We start from the raw sequence: 23,077 nt of genomic DNA on the forward strand, positions 1-23,077 counted from the left end.
TGATTACGTCGAATGGCGGGCTGTCCGTCGGAGGGGCGTGCCGGACATGGCGCCGGCGCCGATCATGGCCAGATGCCTCGTGTTATCGGGAGATGTGTCTTGGAAGTGCTGATTGAACTGTTTTGGTCGAAATATGCGGATCTGAAGGCCGCGGTCGAGACGAACGACAGCGAGAGGGTGGAGGCGCTGGACCGGGAGATCGGCAATCTCCTCGGCACGATCTTCCAGACCAAGGCAAAGAGCCGTGTCGACATCAACCGGCAGTTCCGCCTTGCCATCGACCTGCTCAACGAGGAAGCGGACGACCTGTCCTGCGTGCATTACAACAGCCGCCTGATCCAGGGGCTGGTGGAGCGCTACATCGTCATGGGCGAGGGAGAGGCGCTGGACATCGGCGCGCAGGAGGACGGGGCGGAGGACGTTCGCGACGCGGTGTTCAACACGTCGATGCTGGACAGCATTTCCGAACGCGTCGCCGTCATCGGCCCGAACTATCGGCTGACCTATACGAATGCGGCCAATGCCAGCCGCCACAACATGCCGCCGGGCCATCTGGTCGGCAAGCATTTCGCTGAAATCGTCGGTTTCCAGCGTTTCCAGAACGGCTTCAAGGAACATATCGACCGCTGCCTGGCCGGCGAAACCGTTACCTATACCTATGCCGATGAGATCGACGGCCGCACCATCGTCGTGCGTTGCCGCATGTCGCCCTTCTACAACACCGCGTCCTCGCCTGCGGGCGTGATGCTGGTGATGCGCGAGACGGCCGACCGGCGGCGCCGTTCGAGCGCCGCCTGACGAACGGCGCGACAAACCCCGTTTGCATAATCAATCGCGCCGGATCGAATTTCCTTCGTTCCGGCGCTTTCGATTCCCGGGCAGGCGTGCCGCTTCGCCTATTGATGCCGCGAAACCGTCGTGTCCTCGGGCAGGTTGCGAAGCAGATGGTCGCGCTCGAAGGCGATGTGGCGGCGCAGGCCTTCGAAGAAGCCGCGCAGCATGTAGCCCACGGCCTCCATGTTCACCGGCGCACCGGCGCCCAGCCGCAGCAGCGCGTCGGTCAACTCCTCGGCGAAACACTCGTCTTCGAAATGCTCGTATTTGAGGCGCGAGAGCGTTTCTTCCAGCGTCTTCTCGGCGCCGGGCCTGCCGGCGAGCCAGGGAAACAGAACGTTTTCCTCGTAAAGATGCTGATTGCGGATGGCGGGACCGAGCGCCTTGGCCGCATAGATGCACTTCTGGCGATTGACGTTCGCAGGCAGTGAATCCGCGATTTCCTCGAGCGCGTCGCACAGGGCGAGCTGCTCGCGATAGGCGGCATTCAGCCAGCGGAGCGTGAAGCCGTTGCTTGCCTTGTGATCGAGGTCAGCGATTCCGTTCGCCGAGCAACAGAAATTCTGAAATGTACCGACTATATGCATTCGCGAGCCCTCCGGCACATTGTCGCATCGCGCCAACTTATGCCTTGGTTTACTTATCTCGCCGGTTTGCTGATGCTCGCATTGATATGGATCAAGGTTGAGGCAGGGGGCAAATGTCAATTCTGCGTTCAGGGCAGGGGAAGTCGACGTTTGACGTCGACGCGCCGGGGAAGCGTCCACCTGCCGGCGCATACGCCTTGAGGTCGGTTCCGGTTTAAAGGGGCATGCGCAATTCAGACATGTACGGCGCCGCGCACCATTTCATGGCGCGCGGCGCCGTAGGATCATCTAGCGTTGGGGGATACCAACAATGACACAAACACTAGGCACTCTGACATTGGGGTTACTCGCCTTTGTCGCGTTGCTCGGGGCGGCTTTCGCCCATGACAAGCTTTTCGAGGCCCACATGTGGGTCATGTTCTTCGTGCTGGCGGCCGGCACCGTGGTCGCGTTGCGCAATTTCGCGTTCACTCCCCCACGCCCGAAGGAGCAGGTGAAAGCCGAATATTTCGACGAAGTCGTCAAGTACGGCGTCATCGCAACGGTTTTCTGGGGAGTCGTCGGCTTTCTGGTCGGCGTCGTCGCCGCCTTGCAACTCGCGTTTCCCGATCTCAACATCGAGCCCTGGCTGAATTTCGGCCGCGTCCGTCCGCTGCACACGTCCGCGGTCATCTTCGCGTTCGGCGGCAACGCCCTGATCGCCACCTCGTTCTACTGTGTGCAGCGCACCTCGCGGGTGCGCCTTTTCGGCGGTGGCCTCGGCTGGTTCGTTTTCTGGGGCTACAACATCTTCATCGTCATGGCCGCGACGGGCTATCTTCTGGGCATCACCCAGGGCCGCGAATACGCCGAGCCGGAATGGTATGCCGACCTGTTCCTGACGGTCGTCTGGGTGCTGTATCTGGTCGCCTTCCTCGGTACCATCCTGACCCGCAAGGAACCGCACATCTACGTCGCGAACTGGTTCTACCTCGCCTTCATCGTCACGATCGCCATGCTGCATATCGTGAACAATCTGGCGATCCCGGTTTCCTTCACCGGCGTGAAGAGCTATTCGGCCTTCTCCGGGGTGCAGGATGCGCTGACCCAGTGGTGGTACGGCCATAATGCCGTGGGCTTCTTCCTGACGGCCGGCTTCCTCGGCATGATGTACTACTTCGTTCCGAAGCAGGCAGGCCGTCCGATCTACTCCTACCGTCTGTCGATCATCCACTTCTGGGCGCTGATCTTCCTCTACATCTGGGCCGGCCCGCACCATCTGCACTACACGGCGCTGCCGGACTGGGCGCAGACGCTCGGCATGGTCTTCTCCATCATGCTGTGGATGCCCTCCTGGGGCGGCATGATCAATGGCCTGATGACGCTTTCGGGCGCCTGGGACAAGATCCGCACCGACCCGATCATCCGCATGATGGTCATCGCCATCGCCTTCTACGGCATGTCGACCTTCGAAGGTCCGATGATGTCGATCAAGACGGTCAACTCGCTCAGCCACTATACGGACTGGACCATCGGCCACGTGCATTCGGGTGCTCTCGGCTGGGTCGGCATGATCACCTTCGGTGCCGTCTACTACCTGACGCCGAAGCTGTGGAACCGCAATCGCCTGTATTCGCTGCGTCTCGTCAACTGGCACTTCTGGCTGGCCACGCTCGGCATCGTTCTCTACGCCGCCGTCATGTGGGTCGCTGGCATCCAGCAGGGCCTGATGTGGCGCGAATACGACGAGCAGGGCTTCCTGGTCTATTCGTTCGCCGAATCGGTCGCGGTCATGTTCCCGTACTACGTCCTGCGTGCGGTCGGCGGCGCCATGTATCTCGTCGGCGGCATCATCATGGCCTACAACGTCCTGATGACGATCCTCGGCCATGAACGTCAGGAAGCGCCGATTGCCGGTTCCGCGGCCATTGCCGCCCAGCCTGCTGAATAAGGAGGGACGTCCATGTCCATCATTGACAAACACGCGATTATCGAGCGCAACGGAACGCTCCTGCTCGTCGGATCGCTGCTGGTCGTCTCCATCGGCGGCATCGTCGAAATCGCCCCGCTCTTCTATCTGGAGAACACGATCGAGAAGGTGGAGGGCATGCGTCCCTATTCGCCTCTCGAACTGGCGGGACGCAACATCTACATCCGCGAAGGCTGTTACGTCTGTCACAGCCAGATGATCCGTCCGTTCCGCGACGAGGTGGAACGGTACGGTCACTACAGCCTCGCGGCCGAGTCGATGTACGACCATCCGTTCCAGTGGGGCTCCAAGCGTACCGGGCCGGATCTGGCCCGCGTGGGCGGCCGCTATTCCAACGAATGGCACGTCCAGCATCTGGTCGAGCCGCGCGACGTCGTGCCGGAATCGATCATGCCCAGCTATTCCTATCTGCTGACGACGCCGCTTTCGGTGACGGACGTTCAGGCGGATATGAAGGCCCTGAGCCTGGTCGGCGTTCCCTACACGGACGAGCAACTCGAAAACGCCGGCGCGGACCTTGCCGCCCAGGCCGATCCGGAAGCGGATGTCGATGCCGTCGTGGCCCGGTATCCGAAGGCGAAGGTCGGCGATTTCGACGGCGATCCGACGAAGCTGACCGAAATGGACGCGCTGGTCGCCTATCTGCAAATGCTCGGCACGCTGGTCGACTTCTCGACCTATGACGATGCCAGCGGATATCGTTGAGAGGAGGGCACATGGAAACCTACACGGCCATGCGCCAGTTCGCCGACAGTTGGGGTCTGCTCGCCATGACCCTCTTCTTCGTTGGCGTCGTTCTTTTCACGCTGCGTCCCGGGGCCAGGAAGATGGCCAAGGACGCGGCCGAAATCCCTCTCAAGGAGGATTAAGAGATGTCGGAAAAACAAATTGACGAACTCAGCGGCGTCGAGACAACGGGTCACTCCTGGGACGGAATCAGCGAACTGAACAATCCGCTTCCCCGCTGGTGGCTCTGGACCTTCTACGCGACCATCGTATGGGCGCTCGGCTATACGATCCTCTACCCGTCCTGGCCGGGTCTCACGGGCAATGTCGAGGGTCTGCTGGGCTGGTCCAGCCGCGGCGAGCTTGCGAGCGAGCTGACCGAGGCGCAGGCCGCGAAGAGCGTCTATCTCGAGAAGATCGCGGTCACCCCGGTTGCCGACATTCTCGGCGACGCGGAACTGAGCCGCTTCGCCACGGCGGGCGGCGCGGCCGCGTTCAAGATCAACTGCACGCCCTGCCACGGCTCGGGTGCGGCGGGCGGCAGCGGCTATCCCAACCTCAACGACGACGAATGGGTGTGGGGCGGCTCGATCGACGAGATCTATACGACGATCACCCACGGCATCCGCTCGACGGACGACGAATCGACCCATCTGTCGGAAATGCCGGCCTTCGCCGACATCCTGTCGACGGAAGAGGTTCGTCAGGTTTCCGCCTTCGTCTACAGCCTGTCGGGCGGCACGCCCTCCGACGCGGCGATGGTCGAGCCGGGCGAGACGGTCTTCGCCGACAATTGCGCATCCTGCCACGGCGAGGATGCCAGGGGCCTGAAGGACTTCGGCGCGCCCAACCTCACGGATGCCATATGGCTGCGTGCGGAAGGCACGGAGGCCGGCATCGCCGCTCAGGTGGCAAGACCCACGCACGGCGTCATGCCGGCATGGGGCGTTCGCCTCGGCGACACCACGGTCAAGGAACTGGCCGTCTTCGTCCATTCGCTGGGTGGCGGTCAGTAAGAAAGCCATACGGACCCCGGCGCCTTGTGGCGGGGTCCGCTCTTAAAGGAGGGAAGCCTCCGGTGGCCACGCTTTCGGGCGTGGCTGTTTCGTTTTATGGCGCCGGCCGCCTGAAGATGCCGGGCGTCAAGCCCCTGACATAAGCGTCTCCATGCGCTTCATCCGGCATGGCGCGTGTGCCCGATGTGTGCGGCGTCCCGTCGCTGCTTGATATAAGTCAAGGTGTGATAGGCCGGACGGTGGCAAGTCTTCAGGGAAAGCACAGGATCGCTTCGATGACCGTGAACATCAATCCGAACGGCGGAACGGCTCCGTCCAGCAAGGCAGCCCAGCCCCTTTACGAGGCGAAGAAACGTGTTTTCGCCAAAAAGGTCGAAGGCCGCTTCCGCAATTTCAAGTGGCTGGTTCTCGCCCTGACGCTCGGCGCCTATTTCATCACGCCGTGGCTGAGATGGGACCGGGGGGAGTATGCTCCCGATCAGGGCGTGCTGCTCGATCTCGCCGCGCGGCGGTTCTATTTCTTCCCCATCGAAATCTGGCCGCAGGAATTCTATTATGTGGCCGGCCTTCTGGTCATGGCGGGCTTCGGCCTGTTTCTGGTCACGTCGGCGGTGGGCCGCGCCTGGTGCGGCTACACCTGTCCCCAGACGGTCTGGGTCGATCTCTTCATCGCCATCGAGCGCTTCTTCCAGGGCGACCGCAATGCCCGCATGAAGCTCGATTCGTCGACCTGGTCGCTCAACAAGACCTGGCGGATCGCCGCGACCCATGCGACGTGGCTGCTGATTTCCGTCGCCACCGGCATGGGCTGGATCTTCTATTTCGGCGATGCCCCGGTTGTGGCGAAGAACTTCTTCACCGGCGATCTTCCATTCGTCGCCTACGGCACCGTGCTGACGCTCACCGCCACCACCTATATTTTCGGCGGCCTGCTGCGGGAGCAGGTCTGCATCTACATGTGTCCCTGGCCGCGCATCCAGGCGGCGATGCTCGACGAGAAGTCTCTGGTCGTGACCTATAACGACTGGCGCGGCGAACCGCGCACGCGCGGCGCGAAGAAAGCCGCCGCCGCCGGCCTGCCGGTCGGGGATTGCGTCGACTGCAATGCCTGCGTGGCCGTCTGTCCGATGGGCATCGACATTCGCGACGGCCAGCAGCTCGGCTGCATCACCTGCGCGCTGTGCATCGATGCCTGCGACAACGTCATGGACAAGGTGGGTAAGGAGCGCGGCCTGATCGCCTACGCCACGCTCGAGGAATACGAGAGCAACATGAGCCTGGCGACCAGTGGAGGCCAGACCGGCATCCAGCCGCAGAACGTGCGCAAGCCGGACGGCTCGTTCTCCGACCGGGTCCGTCATTTCGACTGGCGCATCATCTTCCGACCGCGGACCCTGCTTTACATCGGTGCGTGGTCGGCGGTCGGCCTCGCCATGCTGTTCGTGCTCGTGACCCGTGATCGCCTCAACATCAACGTCCTGCACGACCGCAATCCGCAATATGTGATGGAGTCGGACGGTTCGATCCGCAACGGCTATACGGTGCGCATTCTGAACATGGTGCCGCAGCCGCGCACCGTCCGGCTTTCGATCGAGGGATTGCCGCGGGCGGCGATGAAGATCAACGGCTATCCCGACACCAGGGCGCAGGCCTATGACATTCCGGTGAAACCGGACGAGGCGAACGCCCTGAAAGTGTTCGTCACCCTGCCGAAGGATGACGTAAACTCGCCGGCGGAAGAGTTCCGCTTCTCGATTGTGGACCCGGAAAGCGGCGAACACACGACCTACAAGGCGGTCTTCAACGGGCCGAGCGTGAGAAAGTGACCGATATGACGAGCAAGCCTTCCGGTTTCGTGTTTACGGGGCGGCACATGATCATGGTGATAGGCACCTTTTTCGGCGTCATCATCACAGTTAACATGTTCATGGCGTGGCAGGCGGCGCGGACCTGGAGCGGCCTCGTCGTTCCGAATACCTACGTCGCCAGCCAGGAGTTCAACAGCAAGGTCGCGGCGCAGCGGCAGATGGCGGCCTCCGGAATCGCCGGCAAGCTTTCGGTCGAAGGCGGGATCGTGACCTATGCGATATCCCATCCGGAAACGGGACCGGTCGATGTGGAGAAGGTCGTCATCAATTTCCTGCGGCCGGTCGGCACCGATCAGGACTTCACGGTCGAGCTGAACCGGACGGCGGCCGGGATCTATACCGCCGTCCACGATGTCCGTCCCGGACAGTGGATCGCCGAAGTGAAGGCGAGTGACGGCGACACGCTGGTCGTTCACGAGGCCAACCGCTTCTTCGTGGTCGGAGAGTAGAAATGAGCTGTTGCGCGCCGGGCGTCGAGGGGGGGCTCGATCTGGAGCGGTCGGGGCAGGGCATGCCTTCGGCCGAGGAATTGCGGCTGTCGGCCCGCCCGGTGGGCGAGGGGCTTCTCCAGACCGATCTTTCCGTGCCCGGCGTTTATTGCGGCACCTGCATCACCACGCTGGAAGGCGCTCTCGGCCGGCTGCCGATGGTCGAGCGCGCGCGCGTGAACCTGTCGTCCAAACGTGTCTCGGTCGTCTGGAAGGACAGCGTGGACGGACGGCCGAGCGACCCGACGGATATCGTCAGGCAGATCGCCTCGACCGGCTACGAGAGCCACCTGTTCTCGCTTGCCGCCGACAGCAGCGACGAGCAGCGCAACCAGTTGCTGCGGGCCGTGGCGGTCGCGGGCTTCGCGTCGGCCAACATCATGCTTCTGTCGGTGTCCGTGTGGTCCGGCGCCGAAGCGGCGACGCGCGACCTGTTCCACTGGATTTCGGCGGGCATCGCCGCGCCGGCCCTGGTCTATTCCGGCCGCTTCTTCTTCGTATCCGCCTGGCAGGCCCTTCGCCGCGGCCAGACGAACATGGACGTGCCGATTTCCATCGGCGTCTTCCTATCCTATTTCGTGTCGTTGTGGGAAACGCTGAACCATGCCCAGCACGCCTGGTTCGACGCCACGGTGATGCTGTTGTTCTTCCTGCTGATCGGCCGCACGCTCGATCACATGATGCGCGACCGGGCGCGCTCCGCGATCACCGGGCTTGCCCGTCTTTCGCCGCGCGGCGCAATGGTGATCGGCGCCGACGGCGCCCGCGAGTACCGGCCCGTCGAGGAAATCCGGCCGGGCGACCGGCTTTCCGTCGCCGCCGGGGACCGCATCGCCGTCGACGGCCGGGTGCTGGCTGGAGAAAGCGACATCGACGCCTCGGTGGTCAACGGCGAAAGCACGCCGGTTCACGTCATGGCGGGCGATGCCGTGCAGGCCGGCATGCTGAACCTGACGGGATCGCTCACCGTCGAGGCGACCGCCGCCGCGCGGGATTCCTTCCTTGCCGAGATGATCGGCCTGATGGAAGCCGCCGAGGGCGGCCGCGCACGCTATCGCCGGATCGCAGACCGGGCTTCGCAATATTATGCGCCCGCCGTCCACCTGCTCGCCTTCCTTTCGTTCCTCGGCTGGGGTTTCCTCGGTGGCGACTGGAAGCATGCCCTCCTGATCGCCGTCGCGGTTCTCATCATCACCTGCCCATGTGCGCTCGGCCTTGCCGTGCCGGTGGTGCAGGTCGTGGCGGCCGGGCGCCTGTTCCAGAACGGCATCATGGTGAAGGACGGTTCGGCGATGGAGCGGCTTTCCGAGATCGATTCCGTCTATTTCGACAAGACCGGCACGCTGACGCTGGGGCGCCCGCGCCTCGTCAACCGCGGCGAGGCGGGAGAGGCCGCACTTGCGATTGCGGCGGGGCTGGCGGGGCATTCGCGGCACCCGCTTTCGCAGGCGCTCTGCCGCACGGCCGACGGAGTTGTGCCTTCGTTCCCGAATGTCGAAGAAGTGCCCGGAGCCGGCGTGGAGGCCGTGACCGACGAGGGCGTTTACCGTCTGGGAAGCCGCCTTTTCGCGCTGGGCACGGTGGAGGCCGGCGGCGCAGGCGAGCAGGCGACGTCCGAAGTCGTGCTGTCCCTCGACGGGGCGGAACTGGCGACCTTCCGGTTCGAGGATGCGCTGCGTCCGGGAGCGGAACAGGTGGTGGCCGATCTTCAGGCGCAGGGCCTTTCGACCGGCATCCTTTCGGGCGACCGCGCGCCGGTCGTCGAGGCGCTGGCCGGCAGGCTCGGCGTTGCCGACTGGGCGGCAGCACTTTCGCCGCGCGACAAGGCCGCCCGGCTTGCCGCCGCCGGCGAGGCGGGCCGCAGGACGCTGATGGTGGGCGACGGGATCAATGACGCGCCGGCGCTGTCGTCGGCCCATGTTTCCATCGCGCCGGCCACCGCCGCCGATGTGGGGCGTCAGGCTGCCGATTTCGTGTTCCTTCACGAGGGGCTGGATGCGGTGCCGCTGGCGCTCGAGGTTTCACGCAAGGCCGGCCGGCTCATCCGCCAGAATTTCATCCTCGCCATCGGCTACAACGTCATCGCCGTGCCGATCGCCATTCTCGGCTATGCCACGCCGCTGATCGCCGCGCTCGCCATGTCGTCGTCGTCGGTGATCGTCGTGGTCAACGCCCTGCGCCTCAACCGGATCGCGCGCGTCGCGCCGCCGGAGCGGCCGTCCGTGCCGGAGACCGGGGCCGTGGGGCAGGGAGCCCGTTTCGCATCATGAGCATCCTCGTCTATCTCATCCCCATTGCCCTGTTTCTCGGCGGGCTCGGCCTTGCCGCCTTCCTCTGGTCGCTGAAGAGCGGCCAATACGAGGATCTCGACGGGGCGGCCTGGCGGGCCATCGACGACAGCGACGACAAGCCGGTTGCCTGACAAGCGGGGCCGATCGCGGCTTGCCGTCCGGCCAATTGAGTGCCACATATCTCCGACACTGACAGGTATCGAAGGAGTCGTTCAATGGCACAGGCGGAAATCGGATTGATCGGACTTGGGGTGATGGGGGCCAATCTGGCGCTCAACATCGCGGAAAAAGGCCATCGCGTCGCTGTCTTCAACCGGACGCCGGACAAGACGAGGCACTTCTTCGAGACGGCGGGAGACCTGGCCGAACGCATCGTCCCGTGCGAGACCATCGAGGCATTCGTGGCTGCCATCCGGCCGCCGCGCCCGGTCATCATCATGATCAAGGCCGGGGATCCCGTCGACCAGCAGATGGCGGCGCTGATGCCGCATCTGTCGGCCGGGGATATCATGATCGACGCTGGCAACGCCAATTTCCGCGATACGCGAGCCCGCTTCCAGCGGCTGGAAGGCTCGGGCCTGACCTTCATCGGCATGGGCGTCTCGGGGGGCGAGGAAGGCGCGCGCCACGGCCCGTCCATCATGGTCGGCGGTACGCCCGAATCCTATGCGCGGGTCGAGAAGGTGCTGACCTCCATCGCCGCCCGGTTCGACGACGAACCCTGCTGCGCATGGCTCGGCAGCGATGGGGCGGGACATTTCGTCAAGACGATCCACAACGGCATCGAATATGCCGACATGCAGATGATCGCCGAAATCTACGGCATCCTGCGCGACGGCCTCGGCAAGTCGGCCACGGAGATCGGCGATATCTTCGTCGACTGGAACAAGGGCCGCCTCAACTCCTACCTGATCGAGATTACCGGCACGGTTCTCGCCGCCGCGGATCCGCTGACCGGAAAGCCGATGGTCGACGTCATTCTCGACAAGGCCGGCCAGAAGGGCACCGGCAAATGGTCGGTCATCGAAGCGCAGGAAATGGGCGTGCCGGCCACCGCCATCGAGGCGGCGGTCGCTGCACGCAGCCTCTCCGCGCTCAAGGCCGAGCGCGAGCGGGCCGAAGCCCTGTTCGGGGTCGAGACGGCGGCCTTCCCGACCGCCTTCGGGCCCGAACTGCTCAAGGATCTGGAACTGGCCCTGTTCGCCGCCAAGATCGGCGCCTATGCGCAGGGTTTTGCCGTGATGGCGGAAGCGTCGCGGGAATACGGCTGGTCGCTGCCGATGCCGGTGATCGCCAAGATCTGGCGTGCCGGCTGCATCATCCGCTCGCAGTTCCTCGATGAAATCACCACCGCGTTCACCGCCGCCCCGGATTCGGCCAACCTCATCCTGACGCCGGCCTTCTCGGCGATGGTCAGGGAAACGCTGCCGTCACTGCGCCGCATCGTGTCGGCGGCGGCGGCAAGCGGCCTGCCGGTTCCGGCACTGGCGTCGGCGCTCGCCTGGTTCGAGGCCTACAAGCGGGCTCGCGGCACGGCTAACCTTATCCAGGCGCAGCGCGATTTCTTCGGTGCGCACGGCTTCGAGCGCGTCGACGGCATCGACCGCCCGCACGGTCCCTGGGGCAGCGGCGCCGCCCAGCAGTAACTTTCCGGCTTGCGGATCACTCGCCCGCCGCGTCCCAGCGCGGCGGGTGAAGGCTGTGCAGGGTTTCTGGCGCCGCCCCGTCTATGGCAGCCAGAAGCAAAGACGCCAGTTCGCGGCCGCAGTCGCGAATATCCTCGTTGACCGCGATGACCTGCGGTTCCAGCCAGTGCAGGGCGTTGAGCGGCTGCTTGCAGATGAGGTCTATGTCCTCGCCGATCTTCAGTCGCTGATGGCGAACGGCCGACAGGACGGCGATGGCGCCGTTGCCGAACACGGTGACGATGCCGTCGGGCGGGTCGGCGGACCGGAGCAGGTCGAGCAGTTCCCGACGGGTTTCGGCGATATCCGAGTCGGTCGTCACCGCCAGCGGCACTTCCACGCAATCGGCATCCGAAAGCGCCTTGCTCATGCCGGAGCGGATATGCGCATGGCAGGTCAGGTTGTCCGGTGGCTGGAGAACGGCGATCCTGCGGCGCCCGCGGGATTTCAGCCGCCCGATGGCCTCGACGATGAAGCGTTCGTTGTCGAAATCGTGCCAGGCATGGGGCGTGTCGATCTCTGTACGCCCGTGCGTGACGAAGGGAATGCCGTGATGCAGCATCATGCGCACGCGCGGATCGTCCGGCTCCGTGCGCGAGATGATGACGCCGTCCGCGGAGCCGGTCTCGATGATGTAGCGGATCGGCGCGAGGGGATCGCCGCTGATGAAATGCGGGGTCATGATGAGATGATACGGCGTGCCCGACAGGACTTCGGAAAGCCCGTACAGGAGGTGGGAGGCGAAGCCCATCACTTCCTCGTCGACGCTCAGCACCAGTGCCACGACATTGGTCTTGCCGGTGCGCAGGCGGACGCCGGCACGATTCGGACGATACCCCAGCCGTAGTGCGACATCGCGCACGCGCTGCTTGGTGTCCGCGCCAATATCCGGCGCATCCTTCAATGCGCGCGACACCGTCGTTATTCCGAGGCCGGTTTCCTCGGCAATCGTTTTCAGCGTGGGACGCCGCCGGTCCGGACGGACGGCCGCATTTTTCCTGGTATTCTTGAAATCCATCAAGATCTGATTGCCCTCGATACCCGTCATCATATTGGCATTCGGCAATCTGGCAAGGGCGGAAACTATGCTTCCGCACCTTGCCGCCTTACTTATTTGTAATACTTGTTTTCATCCTGCATTCATACGGCGACGCCTAGTTTCGCGGCATCGAAACGCAAGGAGAATCGCCATGAAAAAAGTCCTCGCCGTGCTTCTGGGCACCTTCGTCATCGCCGCACCGCTGGCCGAAGCGCAGGCCCAGTCGCACCGCAACGAGCCGCCGCGCAAGGAATGGCGCGACGACCGCCGCCAGCCGGCTCCGAAGAAGCCGGTCGTCCGCTCCTGGAAGCGCGGCGAGACGCTGCGGTCCGGTGTCGCCCGCCATCGTCTCGACCCGCGGGAGGTTCGCCGCTACCGTCTGCCCGAGCCGCGCCGCGGCCAGATGTGGGTGCAGGTCGGCGGCCAGTTCCTGCTGCTCAACACGAACGGTTTCATCGTCTCCATCGCGGCCCGCTAAATCCGGCCATTCGCAGCGACGGGCGGGGTGGGATGTTTCTGTTTCTTCAAGCCTACAAAAGGTCCATCGCTCTCTTTCGTCACCCTCGGGCTTGACCCGAGGGTCCATGCAGCGGTTGCGGCGTGGATGGTCGGGGCTGGCCCGACCATGACGAAAAAGAGGAGGGTGCCAATACCAATACACACTGAAGAGGCGGGATTATCCCGCCTCTTTCGGTTTGGCGGGGCGGTTCATTCTCCGCCGAGGCACTCGGTCAGCACCGCCGCGTTCTGGCGCATCAGGTCGAAATAGAGTTCGGGGCCGGCGGGCAGGGCGCCGCCTTCGGGGTTCAGTTCGCCGGCTTTCGCCGGCGTGCCTTCGACCAGCGTCGTCACGATTTTCGGCTCGAAGGACGGTTCGGAGAACACGCAGGTCGCGCCGAGGGCGACGATCTTTTCGCGAATATCCCTGATGCGCGCCGCGCCCGGCATCAGTTCCGGATTGACGGTGATCGATCCGGCGACCGTCAGGTCGTAATGATGTTCCATGTACTGGAAGGCGTCGTGGAAGACGACGAACGGCTTGTCCCTGACCGGTGCGAGCGTTTCGGCAAGCTCCTTGTCGAGGGCGGCGAGACGCTCGTCCAGTTCCGTGCCGTTGCGTTCGTAGGCCGCGGCATTGGCCGGATCGGCCTCGGCCAGCGTCCTTACGATTTCCCGGGTCATGGCGCGGGCATTTTCCGGATCGAGCCAGAGGTGCATGTCCTTGCCGCCATGCGCGTGGTCGTGATCATCGTTGTCGTCGTGACCGGCCTCCTCGCCGTGATCGTGATCGTGGCTTTCGCCGGCATGGTCGTGATGCTCGCCTTCCTCTGCGTCATGCACATGCTTTTCGAAGGTGCCGCCCTCGCGCAGGTCGAGCAGGCTCACGCCCGGCGCTTCCGAGAGTTCGACCGATTTGGCGCCGGAGGCCAGCGCGTGCAGCGGTTTTTCGAGGAAACGCTCGAAATCCGGGCCGATCCAGAACACCACGTCGGCCTTTTCCATGAGGGCGGCATTCGAGGGCTTCATCGTATAGGTATGCGGCGAAGCATTGGTGTCGATCAGAAGTTCCGGCTCAGCGACGCCCTGCATGACACCGGCCACGAGGGAGTGGAGCGGCTTGAACGAGGCGATCACCGCGGGTGGCTCGGCGGCATGAGCTGCACCGGCCGAAAGAAGGACGGCGCCGGCAAGAAGGCGGAGCGGGATTTTCATGGCGTTCTCCATTGCATCAATCTGTAATGTTATTACATATGTTGCGTTATGCTATAACGTGTGCGATAGCGGGATGCAACAGTTCCGGATGAAGATGATGCGAGAAGTTTCCGACAGGACGCCGGGTGGCGAGACGCTGGTCACGCTCAAGGGGGCGGGCGTCAATCGCGGCGGTCGCTGGCTGGTGCGGGGCGTCGATTTTTCGGTGCGGCGCGGTGAGATCGTCACGCTGATCGGGCCGAACGGATCGGGCAAGTCGACCAGCGCCAAGATGGCGATCGGCGTCGTCAGGCCGGACGAGGGGGCTGTGGCGCGCGTTCCGGGCCTGAAGGTGGGCTATGTGCCGCAGAAGCTGAGCATAGACTGGACGCTTCCTCTGACCGTTCGCCGCCTGATGACCCTGACAGGGCCGCTGCCGGAGCGCGAGATCGCTGCGGCGCTCGATGCGACCGGCATCCGCCATATGGAGAAGGCCGAGGTCCAGACCCTGTCCGGCGGCGAGTTCCAGCGGGCGCTGATGGCGCGGGCGATTGCCCGCAAGCCCGATCTTCTGGTGCTCGACGAGCCGGTGCAGGGCGTCGATTTTTCCGGGGAGATCGCCCTTTACGAACTGATCCGCAAGATCAGGGCGGAGCAGGGCTGCGGCATTCTGCTCATCTCGCACGATCTGCATGTGGTGATGGCCGAAACCGATACGGTGATCTGCCTGAACGGCCATGTCTGCTGCCGCGGCACGCCGCATGCCGTCAGCGCCAGCGAGGAATATCTGAGGCTGTTCGGCCCGACAGCCGCCCGGGCGCTGGCCGTCTACAGCCACAACCACGACCATGTGCATCTGCCCGACGGGCGTGTGCAGCATGCCGATGGCTCTATCACCGAACATTGCCATCCGGACGACGGGCATCACCACGACCATGATCATGAGCCGCATCGCGATCATGCCCATACCGGGGAGGATCGCCATGCTTGACGATTTTTTCGTGCGGTCGCTGATCGCCGGGGTCGGGGTGGCGGTGATCGCCGGGCCGCTCGGCTCCTTCATCGTCTGGCGGCGCATGGCCTATTTCGGCGATACGATGGCGCATTCGGCCCTTCTCGGCGTGGCCATATCGCTTCTGATGAAACTCGACCTGACGCTCAGCGTCTTTGCCGTCGCGGCGCTGGTCTCGGTGTTCCTGCTCGTGCTGCAAAGACGGCAGGCGCTTTCGGCGGACGCCTTGCTCGGCATTCTCTCCCATTCGACGCTTGCCATCGGTCTCGTGCTCGTCGCCTTCATGTACTGGGTGCGCATCGACCTGACGTCCTATCTCTTCGGGGATATTCTGGCCGTGACCAGACATGACATCGCGCTGATCTGGGGCGGCGGCGTGCTGGCGCTCGCCGTTCTCGTGGCGATCTGGCGGCCGTTGCTCGCCTCGACGGTCAATCATGAACTGGCGGAGGCGGAAGGGCTGAACCCGGCCCGCGCGCGGCTCATCCTGATGCTTCTGATGGCGCTGGTGATCGCCATTGCCATGAAGGTCATCGGCATTCTGCTGATCACCTCGCTGCTGATCATTCCGGCGGCCACGGCCCGGCGCTATGCCTCGACGCCGGAGGCGATGGCCGTCTATGCGGCGCTGATCGGGGCAGTGGCGGTGATTGCGGGCTTGTTCGGCTCTCTGAGGTACGATACGCCGTCGGGGCCGTCCATCGTGGTGGCTGCGCTCATCCTGTTTCTCGCCAGCCTGCTGCCCCTGCCTTTCGCAAGGGGGCGAAAAGGAGAACTCTCATGACGGTTCAGCCGCAACTCACCAAGAATCAGGATCTCGTTTTTGGCGTGCTGAAGCGGTCGGAGGGGCCCCTGAGCGCCTATGTGATCCTCGACCGGCTGCGCGATCATGGTTTCCGCGCGCCGTTGCAGGTCTATCGCGCGTTGGACAAGCTGCTCGAAAAAGGGCTGGTGCATCGCCTGGAAAGCCTGAACGCCTTTGTCGCCTGCGCGCATTCGGGCGAAAGCTGCTGCGATCACGGCATTGTGGCGTTCGCGATCTGCAATGCGTGTGGCCATGTCATGGAGTTTCACGATCACGCCGTCGATCACCGTCTCGGCGACTGGACGCGCACCCACGGTTTCAAGGCCGAGAAGACGACGATCGAAATCCGCGGCCTTTGCGCGGCCTGCGCGGCCTGACACCGGCGCGCCGACGAGGGACCACGCCGGTTTGCGCGTTTAAATCGGCTTCAGATCGCGGGCGAAGCGATGCCAGTTGGCGACGTAGCGCAGGGCCGATTGCCTCAGCCCTTCGATGGCGTCCTCGTCCAGCGTGCGGCTGACTTTGGCCGGTGCGCCGACGATCAGCGAATTATCAGGAAATTCCTTGCCTTCGGTGATGAGCGCGTTGGCGCCGACGAGGCAGTTCCTGCCGATCCGCGCGCCGTTGAGAACCGTCGCGCCCATGCCGATCAGTGAATTGTCGCCGATGGTGCAGCCGTGGATGATGGCCTTGTGGCCGATGGTGCAGCCCTTGCCGATCCTGACAGGCTTGCCGGGGTCCGTGTGGATCACGGTCCCTTCCTGTATGTTGGTGCCTTCTCCGATTTCGATGGGCTCGTTGTCGCCGCGCAGCACCGCGCCGAACCAGATGCCGACATTCTCGCCGAGGATGACCTTGCCGATCACATGGGCGCCGGGCGCGATCCAGTATCGGCCCGGTCCCGGCGTCTGCGGTTCCTCTCCGCCGAGCGAATAAAGCGTCATGGTTTCCTCCCTGGATGGTGTGCCGGATCAGACGATCCTGACCGACAGCGTGCCCAGCCCCTCTATGCCGCATTCGACCTCGTCGCTCCTGTGGACGGCGCTGACGCCCGCGGGCGTGCCGGTGAAGATGACATCTCCCGGAGCAAGGGTGAAGAGCTTCGAGAGTTCGGCAATGATTTCGGGCACCTTCCAGATCATCTGGTTGAGGTCGCCGGACTGGCGGGTTTCCCCGTTCACCTTCAGCCAGATGGCCCCTGCGGACAGGTGGCCGATCTTCTCCGCCGGAACGAGGGGCGAGACCGGCGCCGATTTCTCGAACGCCTTGCCGGCTTCCCACGGCCGTCCGGCCTTCTTGGCGGCTGCCTGCAGGTCGCGGCGGGTGAAATCGATGCCGATGCCGTAACCCCAGACGTGATCCAGCGCGCTTTCGATCGGAATGTGCGCGCCGCCCTCTTTCAGCACGATCACGCATTCCACCTCGTGGTGGACGTCCTCGGAGAGCGGCGGATAGGGCACTTCGCCCGTCGACAGGAGGTTGTCGGGGTTCTTCTGGAAGAAGAAGGGCGGATTGCGGGTCGGATCGCCGCCCATTTCGATGGCGTGATCGGCGTAGTTCTGCCCGACGCAATAGACGCGGCGGACGGGAAAGAAGCGGTTTTCGCCCGCGACCGGAAGCAATATCGGCTGCGGGGCGGGAATGACAGTCTGTTCGGCGCTCATCGAAACTTCCTCCGGATAGGTGCGGAGACGATAAAGCGTTTTGGCATCGGGAAGATAGAAAAACATTGCGTCGCGCCGTCACTATCAACGAAAAAGCCACCCGCTGCGAAGCGGGTGGCTGGCGATCGTGACCGGTCGTGCCGACGGCTTACCGATTGGCGCAGGGCTGACCTGGCTGGCAATCGTTCGGGCGCTGCGGGGCAGGCCGATTAGCGCCCGGCTGCGGACGATCGGGCCGCTGGACGCCGCCCTGGGGCGGACGCTGCGGGGCCGGACGATTGGCACCCGGCTGCGGACGATCGGGACGCTGCACGTCAGCCTGTGGCGGAGCGGGGCGGTTGGCGCCCGGCTGCGGGCGATCGGGGCGCTGGACGCCGCCCTGGGGCGGACGCGGCCGGTCCGGGCGGGCCTGATCGGGACGCGGCCGGTCCGGGCGATTGGCACCGGGCTGCGGGCGCGGCGGATTGGCTCCCTGCTGCGGCGGGCGCGGATTATTCCAGCCGGGCGGCGGCGGCGGGTTGTTCCCCCAGTTGTTGTCGGGGCGCGGCGGGCGCGGCGTGTCGCGTCCCGGCTGGGGACGGCTGTCGTTCCACGACGGCGGGCGGCGATCTGGGCCGGGGCGCCACCTGTCGCGATCGCGGTAGAAGTCGCGCTGGCGATAGTTCCGGCTCCAGTAGGTATCGAGGTCGAACACGATCGTCGGAATGCCGAGGCGCTGGTAATAGTTGCGGTCGACATAGACACGGTCGCGGCCGTAGGTCGCCTGGATATAGCGGCCCGACACCCAGCCGCGGCCGCGGGCGAAGGACACGTCGCACCAGGCTTCCGAGGCCAGGCAGCCGTGGATTTCAAGGCGCGATCCGACCGGAATGACGGTCACTGCCGGATAGGCGGTGCTCGGGCCGGAACGCATGTTGACGTTGGCCGTCGCGACGCCGGTGGCAGCTTCGGCGAGGGCTGGCAGGGCCATGAAAGCGGTCAGCGCCGCAGCCAGAAATCTGAACTTCATTTGAATTGCTCCGAGTGTTGAGCCGGATTTTCGTTCCGGCTTCCGCCCTGTGCTGCCGGTTTGCGCCGGCGTTGTTATCGAGGTCAGGCCATCCGAAACGCGCCACGAGCCATCCGGGTTCCATCCGGCGCGGTCATGCTCCTGCCTCTTGCACCGGGTTTAGCAGCCCGTAGCTGACCGCTGCATGAACAACCACCCGTCCGGCCGGAAAATTTCGACGGCCTGGCGGGCCGCATTCGCGGTGCCGGCCGGACAGGATATCCCGCCGGAGGGGCGCCTTGCGGCTGCTTTTCGGAATGTCTTCAGCGCAGAAGGCGCGCAATCACGGCCAGAGCCAGCAAAGTCATGGCCAGCTTGAAATAGCGTATGCGGCGCGTCCGGGTGCCGCTCCAGTCATATTGCATGGCGTGCCTCCTCGTTTTTTCTCTACCTATCGCTTTATTCTTTCGTGAAACTTTCCTTATGCGCGAACATCGCCCGCGAACCCGCCGCCCGGATCGTCTGTCAAACATGTCCGTTTCGTGATATGCGGTGCCGCCGGGCGACACGGCATGCGATTGCCGGTGCTGCGTATTCGGGCGAGCCGATTTTCCGCAGAACCGGCGTGAAGAACGATACGGAGAAGGATGTGGCGCAAGAGCCTCTGAACAAAGATGGTCCTGGCTATTTCAAAGCCCCGGTTTTCGCCGTTGCGCCCATGATCGACTGGACGGACCGGCATTGCCGCTTCCTGCATCGGCAGATGTCGAGGCGGGCGTTGCTGTTCACGGAAATGGTGGTGGCCGATGCGATCATACACGGGCCGCGGGCGCGTTTGCTCGGGCATCACGCCGCCGAGCATCCGCTGGCATTGCAGCTCGGCGGTTCCGATCCCGTAAAGCTGAAGCAGGCGGTGCGGATTGCCGCCGATTACGGTTATGACGAGATCAATCTCAACGTCGGCTGTCCGTCGGATCGGGTACAGTCGGGCACGTTCGGCGCCTGCCTGATGAAGACGCCGGATGTGGTGGCCGAATGCGTGGAGGCGATGAAGTCGGTTGCGACCGTTCCAGTGACGGTGAAGTGCCGCATCGGCGTCGACGACCAGAATCCGCAGGAGGTGTTACCGGCCTTTCTTGAGAAAATGATTCAAGTGGAGGTCGGCGCCGTCTGGATTCATGCCCGCAAGGCGTGGCTGCAAGGGCTTTCGCCGAAGGAGAACCGTGACATCCCGCCGCTCGATTACGATCTGGTCCATGCCATGAAACGGGAATTTCCGAATCTCTTCATGGGGATAAACGGCGGCATTGAGACTTTGAGTCAGGGGCTTCAGCATTTGAGTCACATGGACGGGATCATGCTCGGCCGGGCGGTCTATCATCACGCGGCGATGCTGTCCGAGGTCGACCACCTGATTTACGGCGATGCCGCGAAGCCGGTCGACTGGAATGCGCTGTGCGACACGCTGATGGGCTATGCCGGCGCCCACATTGCCGAAGGGGGAAAGCTGTCGAATGTGACGCGCCACATGGTCGGGCTCTTTTCGGGCATCAGCGGAGCGCGGCGCTTCCGGCAGATCCTGTCCACCGAGGCGACAAGGCCCGGGGCGGGGCCGGAGGTGATCGCGGCGGCTTTTTCAGCGATCGATCTGGAAGAACCGGCAACCGCCTGAGGCCGGGTCCAACAAAAACGGCGCCGCAGGGGCGCCGTTTTCGCGATTCACAATCGAGGCTCAGTCGGCCTGGATGTTGACGGCCTTCGGGCCCTTGCCCATGCGGTCCGGCTCGGTGTCGAAGGAAACCTTCTGGCCTTCCTTGAGCGTCTGGAGGCCGGCGACCTGAAGAGCGGAAATGTGAACGAAGACATCCTTCGCGCCGCCATCGGGCGTGATGAAGCCGAACCCCTTGTCCTGATTGAAGAATTTTACGGTGCCAGTAACGGCCATGGGATTATCCTTTCCCCGGTGATTAAAGCTTGCCCCGCCGGGTGCCCCCGACGGATATGGGTTGACCTGACGTAGCAGGTGCAGGTCGGTCGAGAAGTCACGTAACGGGGAAAGAACAACAGTTGCCGGGGATTTTGGCCCCCCGCTGTGCCTGCCTGTCAGGGCATAAGGCACGCCATCCGTCCAGTCTCCGGGATGTCGTTACCCGAACAACGCCATTTTTACAGGAAACGCGATGGATGGCAAGCCCGGAAAAATGAGGCGCCTGCCGCAAGAACGCGGTGGAAAAAAGCCGGGGCATCACAATTTCGACCAGTCCGGGCTTCAGAACCCCGAAAATGAACGAATGGGGAAAACGCCCCCGGCGCTTGAAGCGGAGGCGGCGGGCCGGTACGTTCAGGTCTCAAAGGGAAGGACAGGCAGCGTGGTGATCGATCCTTACAAGATGCTTGGCGTCGAACGCGATGCGGACGAACAGGCGGTCAAGCTGGCCTATCGCAAGGCTGCGAAGGCTGCGCATCCCGATTCCGGCGGCGATGCGGAACAGTTCGCCCGCCTTCAGGCCGCTTTCGATCTCCTGAAGGACCCGGTGCGCCGCAGGGTCTACGACGATACCGGCTACGATCCGCAGCTTGCCGACGCCAAGGACCTCAAGGGCCTGATGATGATCGAGACGCTGGTCAACGACTTCATTCTGGACGAGCGTGAGCCGGGCAGTTTCGACCCCGTGGCCGCCATGCGCCGCAAGCTGTCCGACGATATCCTGAAAAGCCGGTTCCACATTCTGGAGCTTGAACGCCACCGGGCCCGCGTTCGCAAGCATCTCGACCGCATCGGCAGGAAGCCGGAGACGGATGTGCTCGGCTCCATGCTCCGTGCCCGCAGCCAGTCCATCGCCGATGCCATCCGGCAGGCCGAAACCCAGATCGAGGCCATCGAGCAGGCCTACACGATGCTGGAGGGCTACTCCTACGAACTCGACGCGCAGCCGATGCGGCAGGAGGAGACCGGAGAAACGATGGTGGCGGCAGTGGCGGTGAAGGCGGCCGAATGAGATGCAGCCTTCCAATGGCTGAGCGCGATCCGGTGCGGCGCAACCGGCTTCAGTCATGGTGAGTATGCGCTGGGAAGCCTTGCTCGATCTTCACCGCCTGCATGACGGGAACTATCGGCAGGCCGCGCAGCGCGCGGCCTATGACCAGGACGCGGACCGGATCACCTTTTCGGCGCCGTTCCGCCGCCTGGCGAACAAGACGCAGGTTCATCCGCTTTACGACAACGACCATGTGCATCACCGTTTGATCCACAGTCTGGAGACGGCGAGCGTCGGGCGCACGCTCGGGCTTCGCGTGGGCGAATGGCTGTGGAAGAACGCTCATATCGAGGAGCGGAACCAGGCGGTCGTGGCGGGGCTGGTTTATGCGGCCTGCCTTGCGCACGATATCGGCAATCCGCCCTTCGGTCATTCGGGCGAGGCCGCCATCGGGGCGTGGTTTGCGGAGTGCTTCGCCCGGGGCGAGGGACTGTTCAGCGACAGGCATGCCTGCTTTGCCGAGGAGTTCGAGGCTTTCGAAGGCAATGCGCAGGGATTCCGTATTCTCACGCGGCTGGAAATGTATCGCGAAGACGGTGGCATGCGGCTGACGCAGGGCATGCTCGGCACATTCGTGAAATATCCGGTGACGGCGCGGACACGGCTTCAGGCGCGGGACGCATGCGGATTGAAGAAATTCGGTCTCTTCCAGTCCGATGCGGCGACGTTCGCGACGGTGGCGGGCGCGACGGGGCTTCTGCCCCGACAGGATGCCGGCGGTGCTTCGTGGTGGTGCCGCCATCCGCTGGTCTTCCTCGTCGAGGCAGCGGACGATATCTGCTACAACATTCTCGATCTCGAGGATGCGTTTCTTTGCCGCGACCTGACCTTCGGGGGGGTGGAGGCGCTCCTTTCCGCCGTTTCAGGCAAGAAGGATTATGCGTCCGGCAATACGCCACAGGAGAATGTCGCCTATCTTCGGGCACGGGCCATTTCGGCGGCGATCGGCGCCTGCGTCGAGGCGTTCACTGAAAATTACGACGCGATCATGCGCGGCGAATTCGCCGGGGCGCTTGTCGACGTTTCCGCGCAAGCGGAGAATTTCCGTCGCATCGAGGAGACGGCCCGCGAGCGCATCTTCACCTCGGCGCGCAAGACGGAGCTGGAGGTGAGCGGTCGGAACGTCGTTCATCGGGTGCTGGACGGCGTGCTGCCGGTCTATGAAGCGCTGGCCGCGTGCGATTGGGATGCCGGCAAGCTCAAGGGATATGAGAGACAGCTTGAACGCGCGCTCGCCATAGACCTGCGCAACGCCCGCGACCCGTTCTCGGCCCTGCACTCGCTCGCCGATTTCGTTTCCGGCATGACGGACCGATATTCGCTCAAGATCGCCCGAATGGTGACGGGTGCGTCCTGAAGCGGGGGCGTTGCCGTG

General features: G+C 63.9%; 24 protein-coding genes. 17 read left to right on the forward strand and 7 right to left on the reverse strand.

Translation table 11 applies throughout. The annotated features are described in order from the left end of the window. Positions 1-105: 105 nt before the first annotated feature. The gene (locus NOF55_RS22020; protein ID WP_306413336.1) at positions 106-798 is read left to right on the forward strand and encodes a PAS domain-containing protein; all 693 of its coding nucleotides are present in this window, start codon (positions 106-108) and stop codon (positions 796-798) included. Positions 799-896: 98 nt separating this feature from the next. On the opposite strand, the gene NOF55_RS22025 is transcribed toward NOF55_RS22020, so the two are convergent. Further along, a complete protein-coding gene (locus NOF55_RS22025) occupies positions 897-1,421 on the reverse strand; it encodes a hemerythrin domain-containing protein (protein WP_306413284.1) in 525 nt (174 codons plus the stop codon). Positions 1,422-1,731: 310 nt separating this feature from the next. Between NOF55_RS22025 and ccoN the strand changes: the two genes are divergently transcribed. From ccoN to gnd, 9 genes are all read left to right on the forward strand, one after another. Next, a complete protein-coding gene (gene ccoN, locus NOF55_RS22030; protein ID WP_306413285.1) occupies positions 1,732-3,351 on the forward strand; it encodes a cytochrome-c oxidase, cbb3-type subunit I in 1,620 nt (539 codons plus the stop codon). 12 nt (positions 3,352-3,363) lie between these two features. Next, positions 3,364-4,095, forward strand: a complete 732-nt coding sequence (gene ccoO / locus NOF55_RS22035) for a cytochrome-c oxidase, cbb3-type subunit II (RefSeq protein WP_306413286.1) — start codon at positions 3,364-3,366, stop codon at positions 4,093-4,095. 11 nt (positions 4,096-4,106) lie between these two features. Beyond that, a complete protein-coding gene (locus tag NOF55_RS22040) occupies positions 4,107-4,259 on the forward strand; it encodes a cbb3-type cytochrome c oxidase subunit 3 (protein ID WP_306413287.1) in 153 nt (50 codons plus the stop codon). Between the two features lie 3 nt (positions 4,260-4,262). After that, complete coding sequence (gene ccoP, locus NOF55_RS22045; RefSeq protein WP_306413288.1) at positions 4,263-5,132, forward strand: cytochrome-c oxidase, cbb3-type subunit III; 870 nt, start codon at positions 4,263-4,265, stop codon at positions 5,130-5,132. A gap of 275 nt (positions 5,133-5,407) precedes the next feature. After that, the gene (ccoG, locus tag NOF55_RS22050) at positions 5,408-6,958 is read left to right on the forward strand and encodes a cytochrome c oxidase accessory protein CcoG (RefSeq protein ID WP_306413289.1); all 1,551 of its coding nucleotides are present in this window, start codon (positions 5,408-5,410) and stop codon (positions 6,956-6,958) included. Between the two features lie 47 nt (positions 6,959-7,005). Further along, positions 7,006-7,449 carry a FixH family protein gene (locus NOF55_RS22055; protein WP_370869039.1) on the forward strand — a complete coding sequence of 148 codons (444 nt, stop codon included), beginning with the start codon at positions 7,006-7,008 and terminating at the stop codon, positions 7,447-7,449. Between the two features lie 2 nt (positions 7,450-7,451). Beyond that, a complete protein-coding gene (locus NOF55_RS22060) occupies positions 7,452-9,758 on the forward strand; it encodes a cation-translocating P-type ATPase (protein WP_306413291.1) in 2,307 nt (768 codons plus the stop codon). Beyond that, a complete protein-coding gene (gene ccoS, locus NOF55_RS22065) occupies positions 9,755-9,910 on the forward strand; it encodes a cbb3-type cytochrome oxidase assembly protein CcoS (RefSeq protein WP_306413292.1) in 156 nt (51 codons plus the stop codon). The genes NOF55_RS22060 and ccoS overlap by 4 nt, the downstream gene beginning before the upstream one ends. Before the next feature lie 84 nt (positions 9,911-9,994). Then, complete coding sequence (gnd, locus tag NOF55_RS22070) at positions 9,995-11,425, forward strand: NADP-dependent phosphogluconate dehydrogenase (protein WP_306413293.1); 1,431 nt, start codon at positions 9,995-9,997, stop codon at positions 11,423-11,425. 16 nt (positions 11,426-11,441) lie between these two features. On the opposite strand, the gene NOF55_RS22075 is transcribed toward gnd, so the two are convergent. Continuing rightward, a complete protein-coding gene (locus NOF55_RS22075) occupies positions 11,442-12,482 on the reverse strand; it encodes a LacI family transcriptional regulator (protein ID WP_306413294.1) in 1,041 nt (346 codons plus the stop codon). A 172-nt stretch (positions 12,483-12,654) separates the two neighbouring features. Here NOF55_RS22075 and NOF55_RS22080 point away from each other — a divergent pair, with 172 nt between their 5' ends. Continuing rightward, positions 12,655-12,981: an RcnB family protein gene (locus NOF55_RS22080; protein ID WP_306413295.1), complete on the forward strand. Its 327-nt coding sequence runs from the start codon at positions 12,655-12,657 to the stop codon at positions 12,979-12,981. A gap of 230 nt (positions 12,982-13,211) precedes the next feature. On the opposite strand, the gene NOF55_RS22085 is transcribed toward NOF55_RS22080, so the two are convergent. Then, positions 13,212-14,216, reverse strand: coding sequence for a zinc ABC transporter substrate-binding protein (locus NOF55_RS22085; protein WP_306413296.1), 1,005 nt, complete (start codon positions 14,214-14,216; stop codon positions 13,212-13,214). Positions 14,217-14,313: 97 nt separating this feature from the next. On the opposite strand from NOF55_RS22085, the gene NOF55_RS22090 reads away from it, so the two are divergent. From NOF55_RS22090 to NOF55_RS22100, 3 genes are read left to right on the forward strand one after another with little or no spacing between them, the layout of a single operon-like run. Further along, a complete protein-coding gene (locus NOF55_RS22090) occupies positions 14,314-15,186 on the forward strand; it encodes an ATP-binding cassette domain-containing protein (RefSeq protein WP_306413297.1) in 873 nt (290 codons plus the stop codon). Next, a complete protein-coding gene (locus NOF55_RS22095) occupies positions 15,179-15,991 on the forward strand; it encodes an iron chelate uptake ABC transporter family permease subunit (protein ID WP_306413298.1) in 813 nt (270 codons plus the stop codon). Before NOF55_RS22090 ends, NOF55_RS22095 begins: the two co-directional genes overlap by 8 nt. Beyond that, on the forward strand, positions 15,988-16,389 hold the full coding sequence (locus NOF55_RS22100; RefSeq protein ID WP_306413299.1) for a Fur family transcriptional regulator: 402 nt from the start codon (positions 15,988-15,990) through the stop codon (positions 16,387-16,389). Before NOF55_RS22095 ends, NOF55_RS22100 begins: the two co-directional genes overlap by 4 nt. Before the next feature lie 39 nt (positions 16,390-16,428). On the opposite strand, the gene NOF55_RS22105 is transcribed toward NOF55_RS22100, so the two are convergent. The 3 genes from NOF55_RS22105 to NOF55_RS22115 all read right to left on the reverse strand — a co-directional run bounded on the left by NOF55_RS22105 (position 16,429) and on the right by NOF55_RS22115 (position 18,685). After that, entirely contained in the window at positions 16,429-16,956 is a 528-nt protein-coding gene (locus tag NOF55_RS22105) for a gamma carbonic anhydrase family protein (RefSeq protein WP_306413300.1), read from the reverse strand. A gap of 27 nt (positions 16,957-16,983) precedes the next feature. Beyond that, positions 16,984-17,676: a fumarylacetoacetate hydrolase family protein gene (locus NOF55_RS22110; protein WP_306413301.1), complete on the reverse strand. Its 693-nt coding sequence runs from the start codon at positions 17,674-17,676 to the stop codon at positions 16,984-16,986. A gap of 148 nt (positions 17,677-17,824) precedes the next feature. After that, positions 17,825-18,685 carry an SH3 domain-containing protein gene (locus NOF55_RS22115; RefSeq protein WP_306413302.1) on the reverse strand — a complete coding sequence of 287 codons (861 nt, stop codon included), beginning with the start codon at positions 18,683-18,685 and terminating at the stop codon, positions 17,825-17,827. 628 nt (positions 18,686-19,313) lie between these two features. Between NOF55_RS22115 and dusA the strand changes: the two genes are divergently transcribed. Further along, positions 19,314-20,336 carry a tRNA dihydrouridine(20/20a) synthase DusA gene (gene dusA, locus NOF55_RS22120; RefSeq protein WP_306413337.1) on the forward strand — a complete coding sequence of 341 codons (1,023 nt, stop codon included), beginning with the start codon at positions 19,314-19,316 and terminating at the stop codon, positions 20,334-20,336. A 60-nt stretch (positions 20,337-20,396) separates the two neighbouring features. On the opposite strand, the gene NOF55_RS22125 is transcribed toward dusA, so the two are convergent. Continuing rightward, positions 20,397-20,609, reverse strand: a complete 213-nt coding sequence (locus tag NOF55_RS22125) for a cold-shock protein (RefSeq protein WP_306413303.1) — start codon at positions 20,607-20,609, stop codon at positions 20,397-20,399. 445 nt (positions 20,610-21,054) lie between these two features. On the opposite strand from NOF55_RS22125, the gene NOF55_RS22130 reads away from it, so the two are divergent. Next, positions 21,055-21,663 (forward strand): J domain-containing protein, encoded by a 609-nt coding sequence (locus tag NOF55_RS22130; RefSeq protein WP_306413338.1) that lies wholly within the window; start codon positions 21,055-21,057, stop codon positions 21,661-21,663. A gap of 55 nt (positions 21,664-21,718) precedes the next feature. Next, positions 21,719-23,059 carry a dGTP triphosphohydrolase gene (dgt, locus tag NOF55_RS22135; protein WP_306413304.1) on the forward strand — a complete coding sequence of 447 codons (1,341 nt, stop codon included), beginning with the start codon at positions 21,719-21,721 and terminating at the stop codon, positions 23,057-23,059. Positions 23,060-23,077 lie beyond the last annotated feature (18 nt).

The organism is Ectorhizobium quercum (assembly GCF_026552795.1).
GTDB lineage: Bacteria > Pseudomonadota > Alphaproteobacteria > Rhizobiales > Rhizobiaceae > Ectorhizobium > Ectorhizobium quercum.

Coding starts and splice junctions, on each gene's coding strand:
- NOF55_RS22025 (WP_306413284.1), bottom strand. CDS start 1,421: ATGCATATAGTCGGTACATTTCAGAATTTCTGTTGCTCGGCGAACGGA.
- ccoN (WP_306413285.1), top strand. CDS start 1,732: ATGACACAAACACTAGGCACTCTGACATTGGGGTTACTCGCCTTTGTC.
- ccoO (WP_306413286.1), top strand. CDS start 3,364: ATGTCCATCATTGACAAACACGCGATTATCGAGCGCAACGGAACGCTC.
- NOF55_RS22040 (WP_306413287.1), top strand. CDS start 4,107: ATGGAAACCTACACGGCCATGCGCCAGTTCGCCGACAGTTGGGGTCTG.
- ccoP (WP_306413288.1), top strand. CDS start 4,263: ATGTCGGAAAAACAAATTGACGAACTCAGCGGCGTCGAGACAACGGGT.
- ccoG (WP_306413289.1), top strand. CDS start 5,408: ATGACCGTGAACATCAATCCGAACGGCGGAACGGCTCCGTCCAGCAAG.
- NOF55_RS22055 (WP_370869039.1), top strand. CDS start 7,006: ATGATCATGGTGATAGGCACCTTTTTCGGCGTCATCATCACAGTTAAC.
- NOF55_RS22060 (WP_306413291.1), top strand. CDS start 7,452: ATGAGCTGTTGCGCGCCGGGCGTCGAGGGGGGGCTCGATCTGGAGCGG.
- ccoS (WP_306413292.1), top strand. CDS start 9,755: ATGAGCATCCTCGTCTATCTCATCCCCATTGCCCTGTTTCTCGGCGGG.
- gnd (WP_306413293.1), top strand. CDS start 9,995: ATGGCACAGGCGGAAATCGGATTGATCGGACTTGGGGTGATGGGGGCC.
- NOF55_RS22075 (WP_306413294.1), bottom strand. CDS start 12,482: ATGGATTTCAAGAATACCAGGAAAAATGCGGCCGTCCGTCCGGACCGG.
- NOF55_RS22080 (WP_306413295.1), top strand. CDS start 12,655: ATGAAAAAAGTCCTCGCCGTGCTTCTGGGCACCTTCGTCATCGCCGCA.
- NOF55_RS22085 (WP_306413296.1), bottom strand. CDS start 14,216: ATGAAAATCCCGCTCCGCCTTCTTGCCGGCGCCGTCCTTCTTTCGGCC.
- NOF55_RS22090 (WP_306413297.1), top strand. CDS start 14,314: ATGCGAGAAGTTTCCGACAGGACGCCGGGTGGCGAGACGCTGGTCACG.
- NOF55_RS22095 (WP_306413298.1), top strand. CDS start 15,179: ATGCTTGACGATTTTTTCGTGCGGTCGCTGATCGCCGGGGTCGGGGTG.
- NOF55_RS22100 (WP_306413299.1), top strand. CDS start 15,988: ATGACGGTTCAGCCGCAACTCACCAAGAATCAGGATCTCGTTTTTGGC.
- NOF55_RS22105 (WP_306413300.1), bottom strand. CDS start 16,956: ATGACGCTTTATTCGCTCGGCGGAGAGGAACCGCAGACGCCGGGACCG.
- NOF55_RS22110 (WP_306413301.1), bottom strand. CDS start 17,676: ATGAGCGCCGAACAGACTGTCATTCCCGCCCCGCAGCCGATATTGCTT.
- NOF55_RS22115 (WP_306413302.1), bottom strand. CDS start 18,685: ATGAAGTTCAGATTTCTGGCTGCGGCGCTGACCGCTTTCATGGCCCTG.
- NOF55_RS22125 (WP_306413303.1), bottom strand. CDS start 20,609: ATGGCCGTTACTGGCACCGTAAAATTCTTCAATCAGGACAAGGGGTTC.
- NOF55_RS22130 (WP_306413338.1), top strand. CDS start 21,055: ATGCTTGGCGTCGAACGCGATGCGGACGAACAGGCGGTCAAGCTGGCC.
- dgt (WP_306413304.1), top strand. CDS start 21,719: ATGGTGAGTATGCGCTGGGAAGCCTTGCTCGATCTTCACCGCCTGCAT.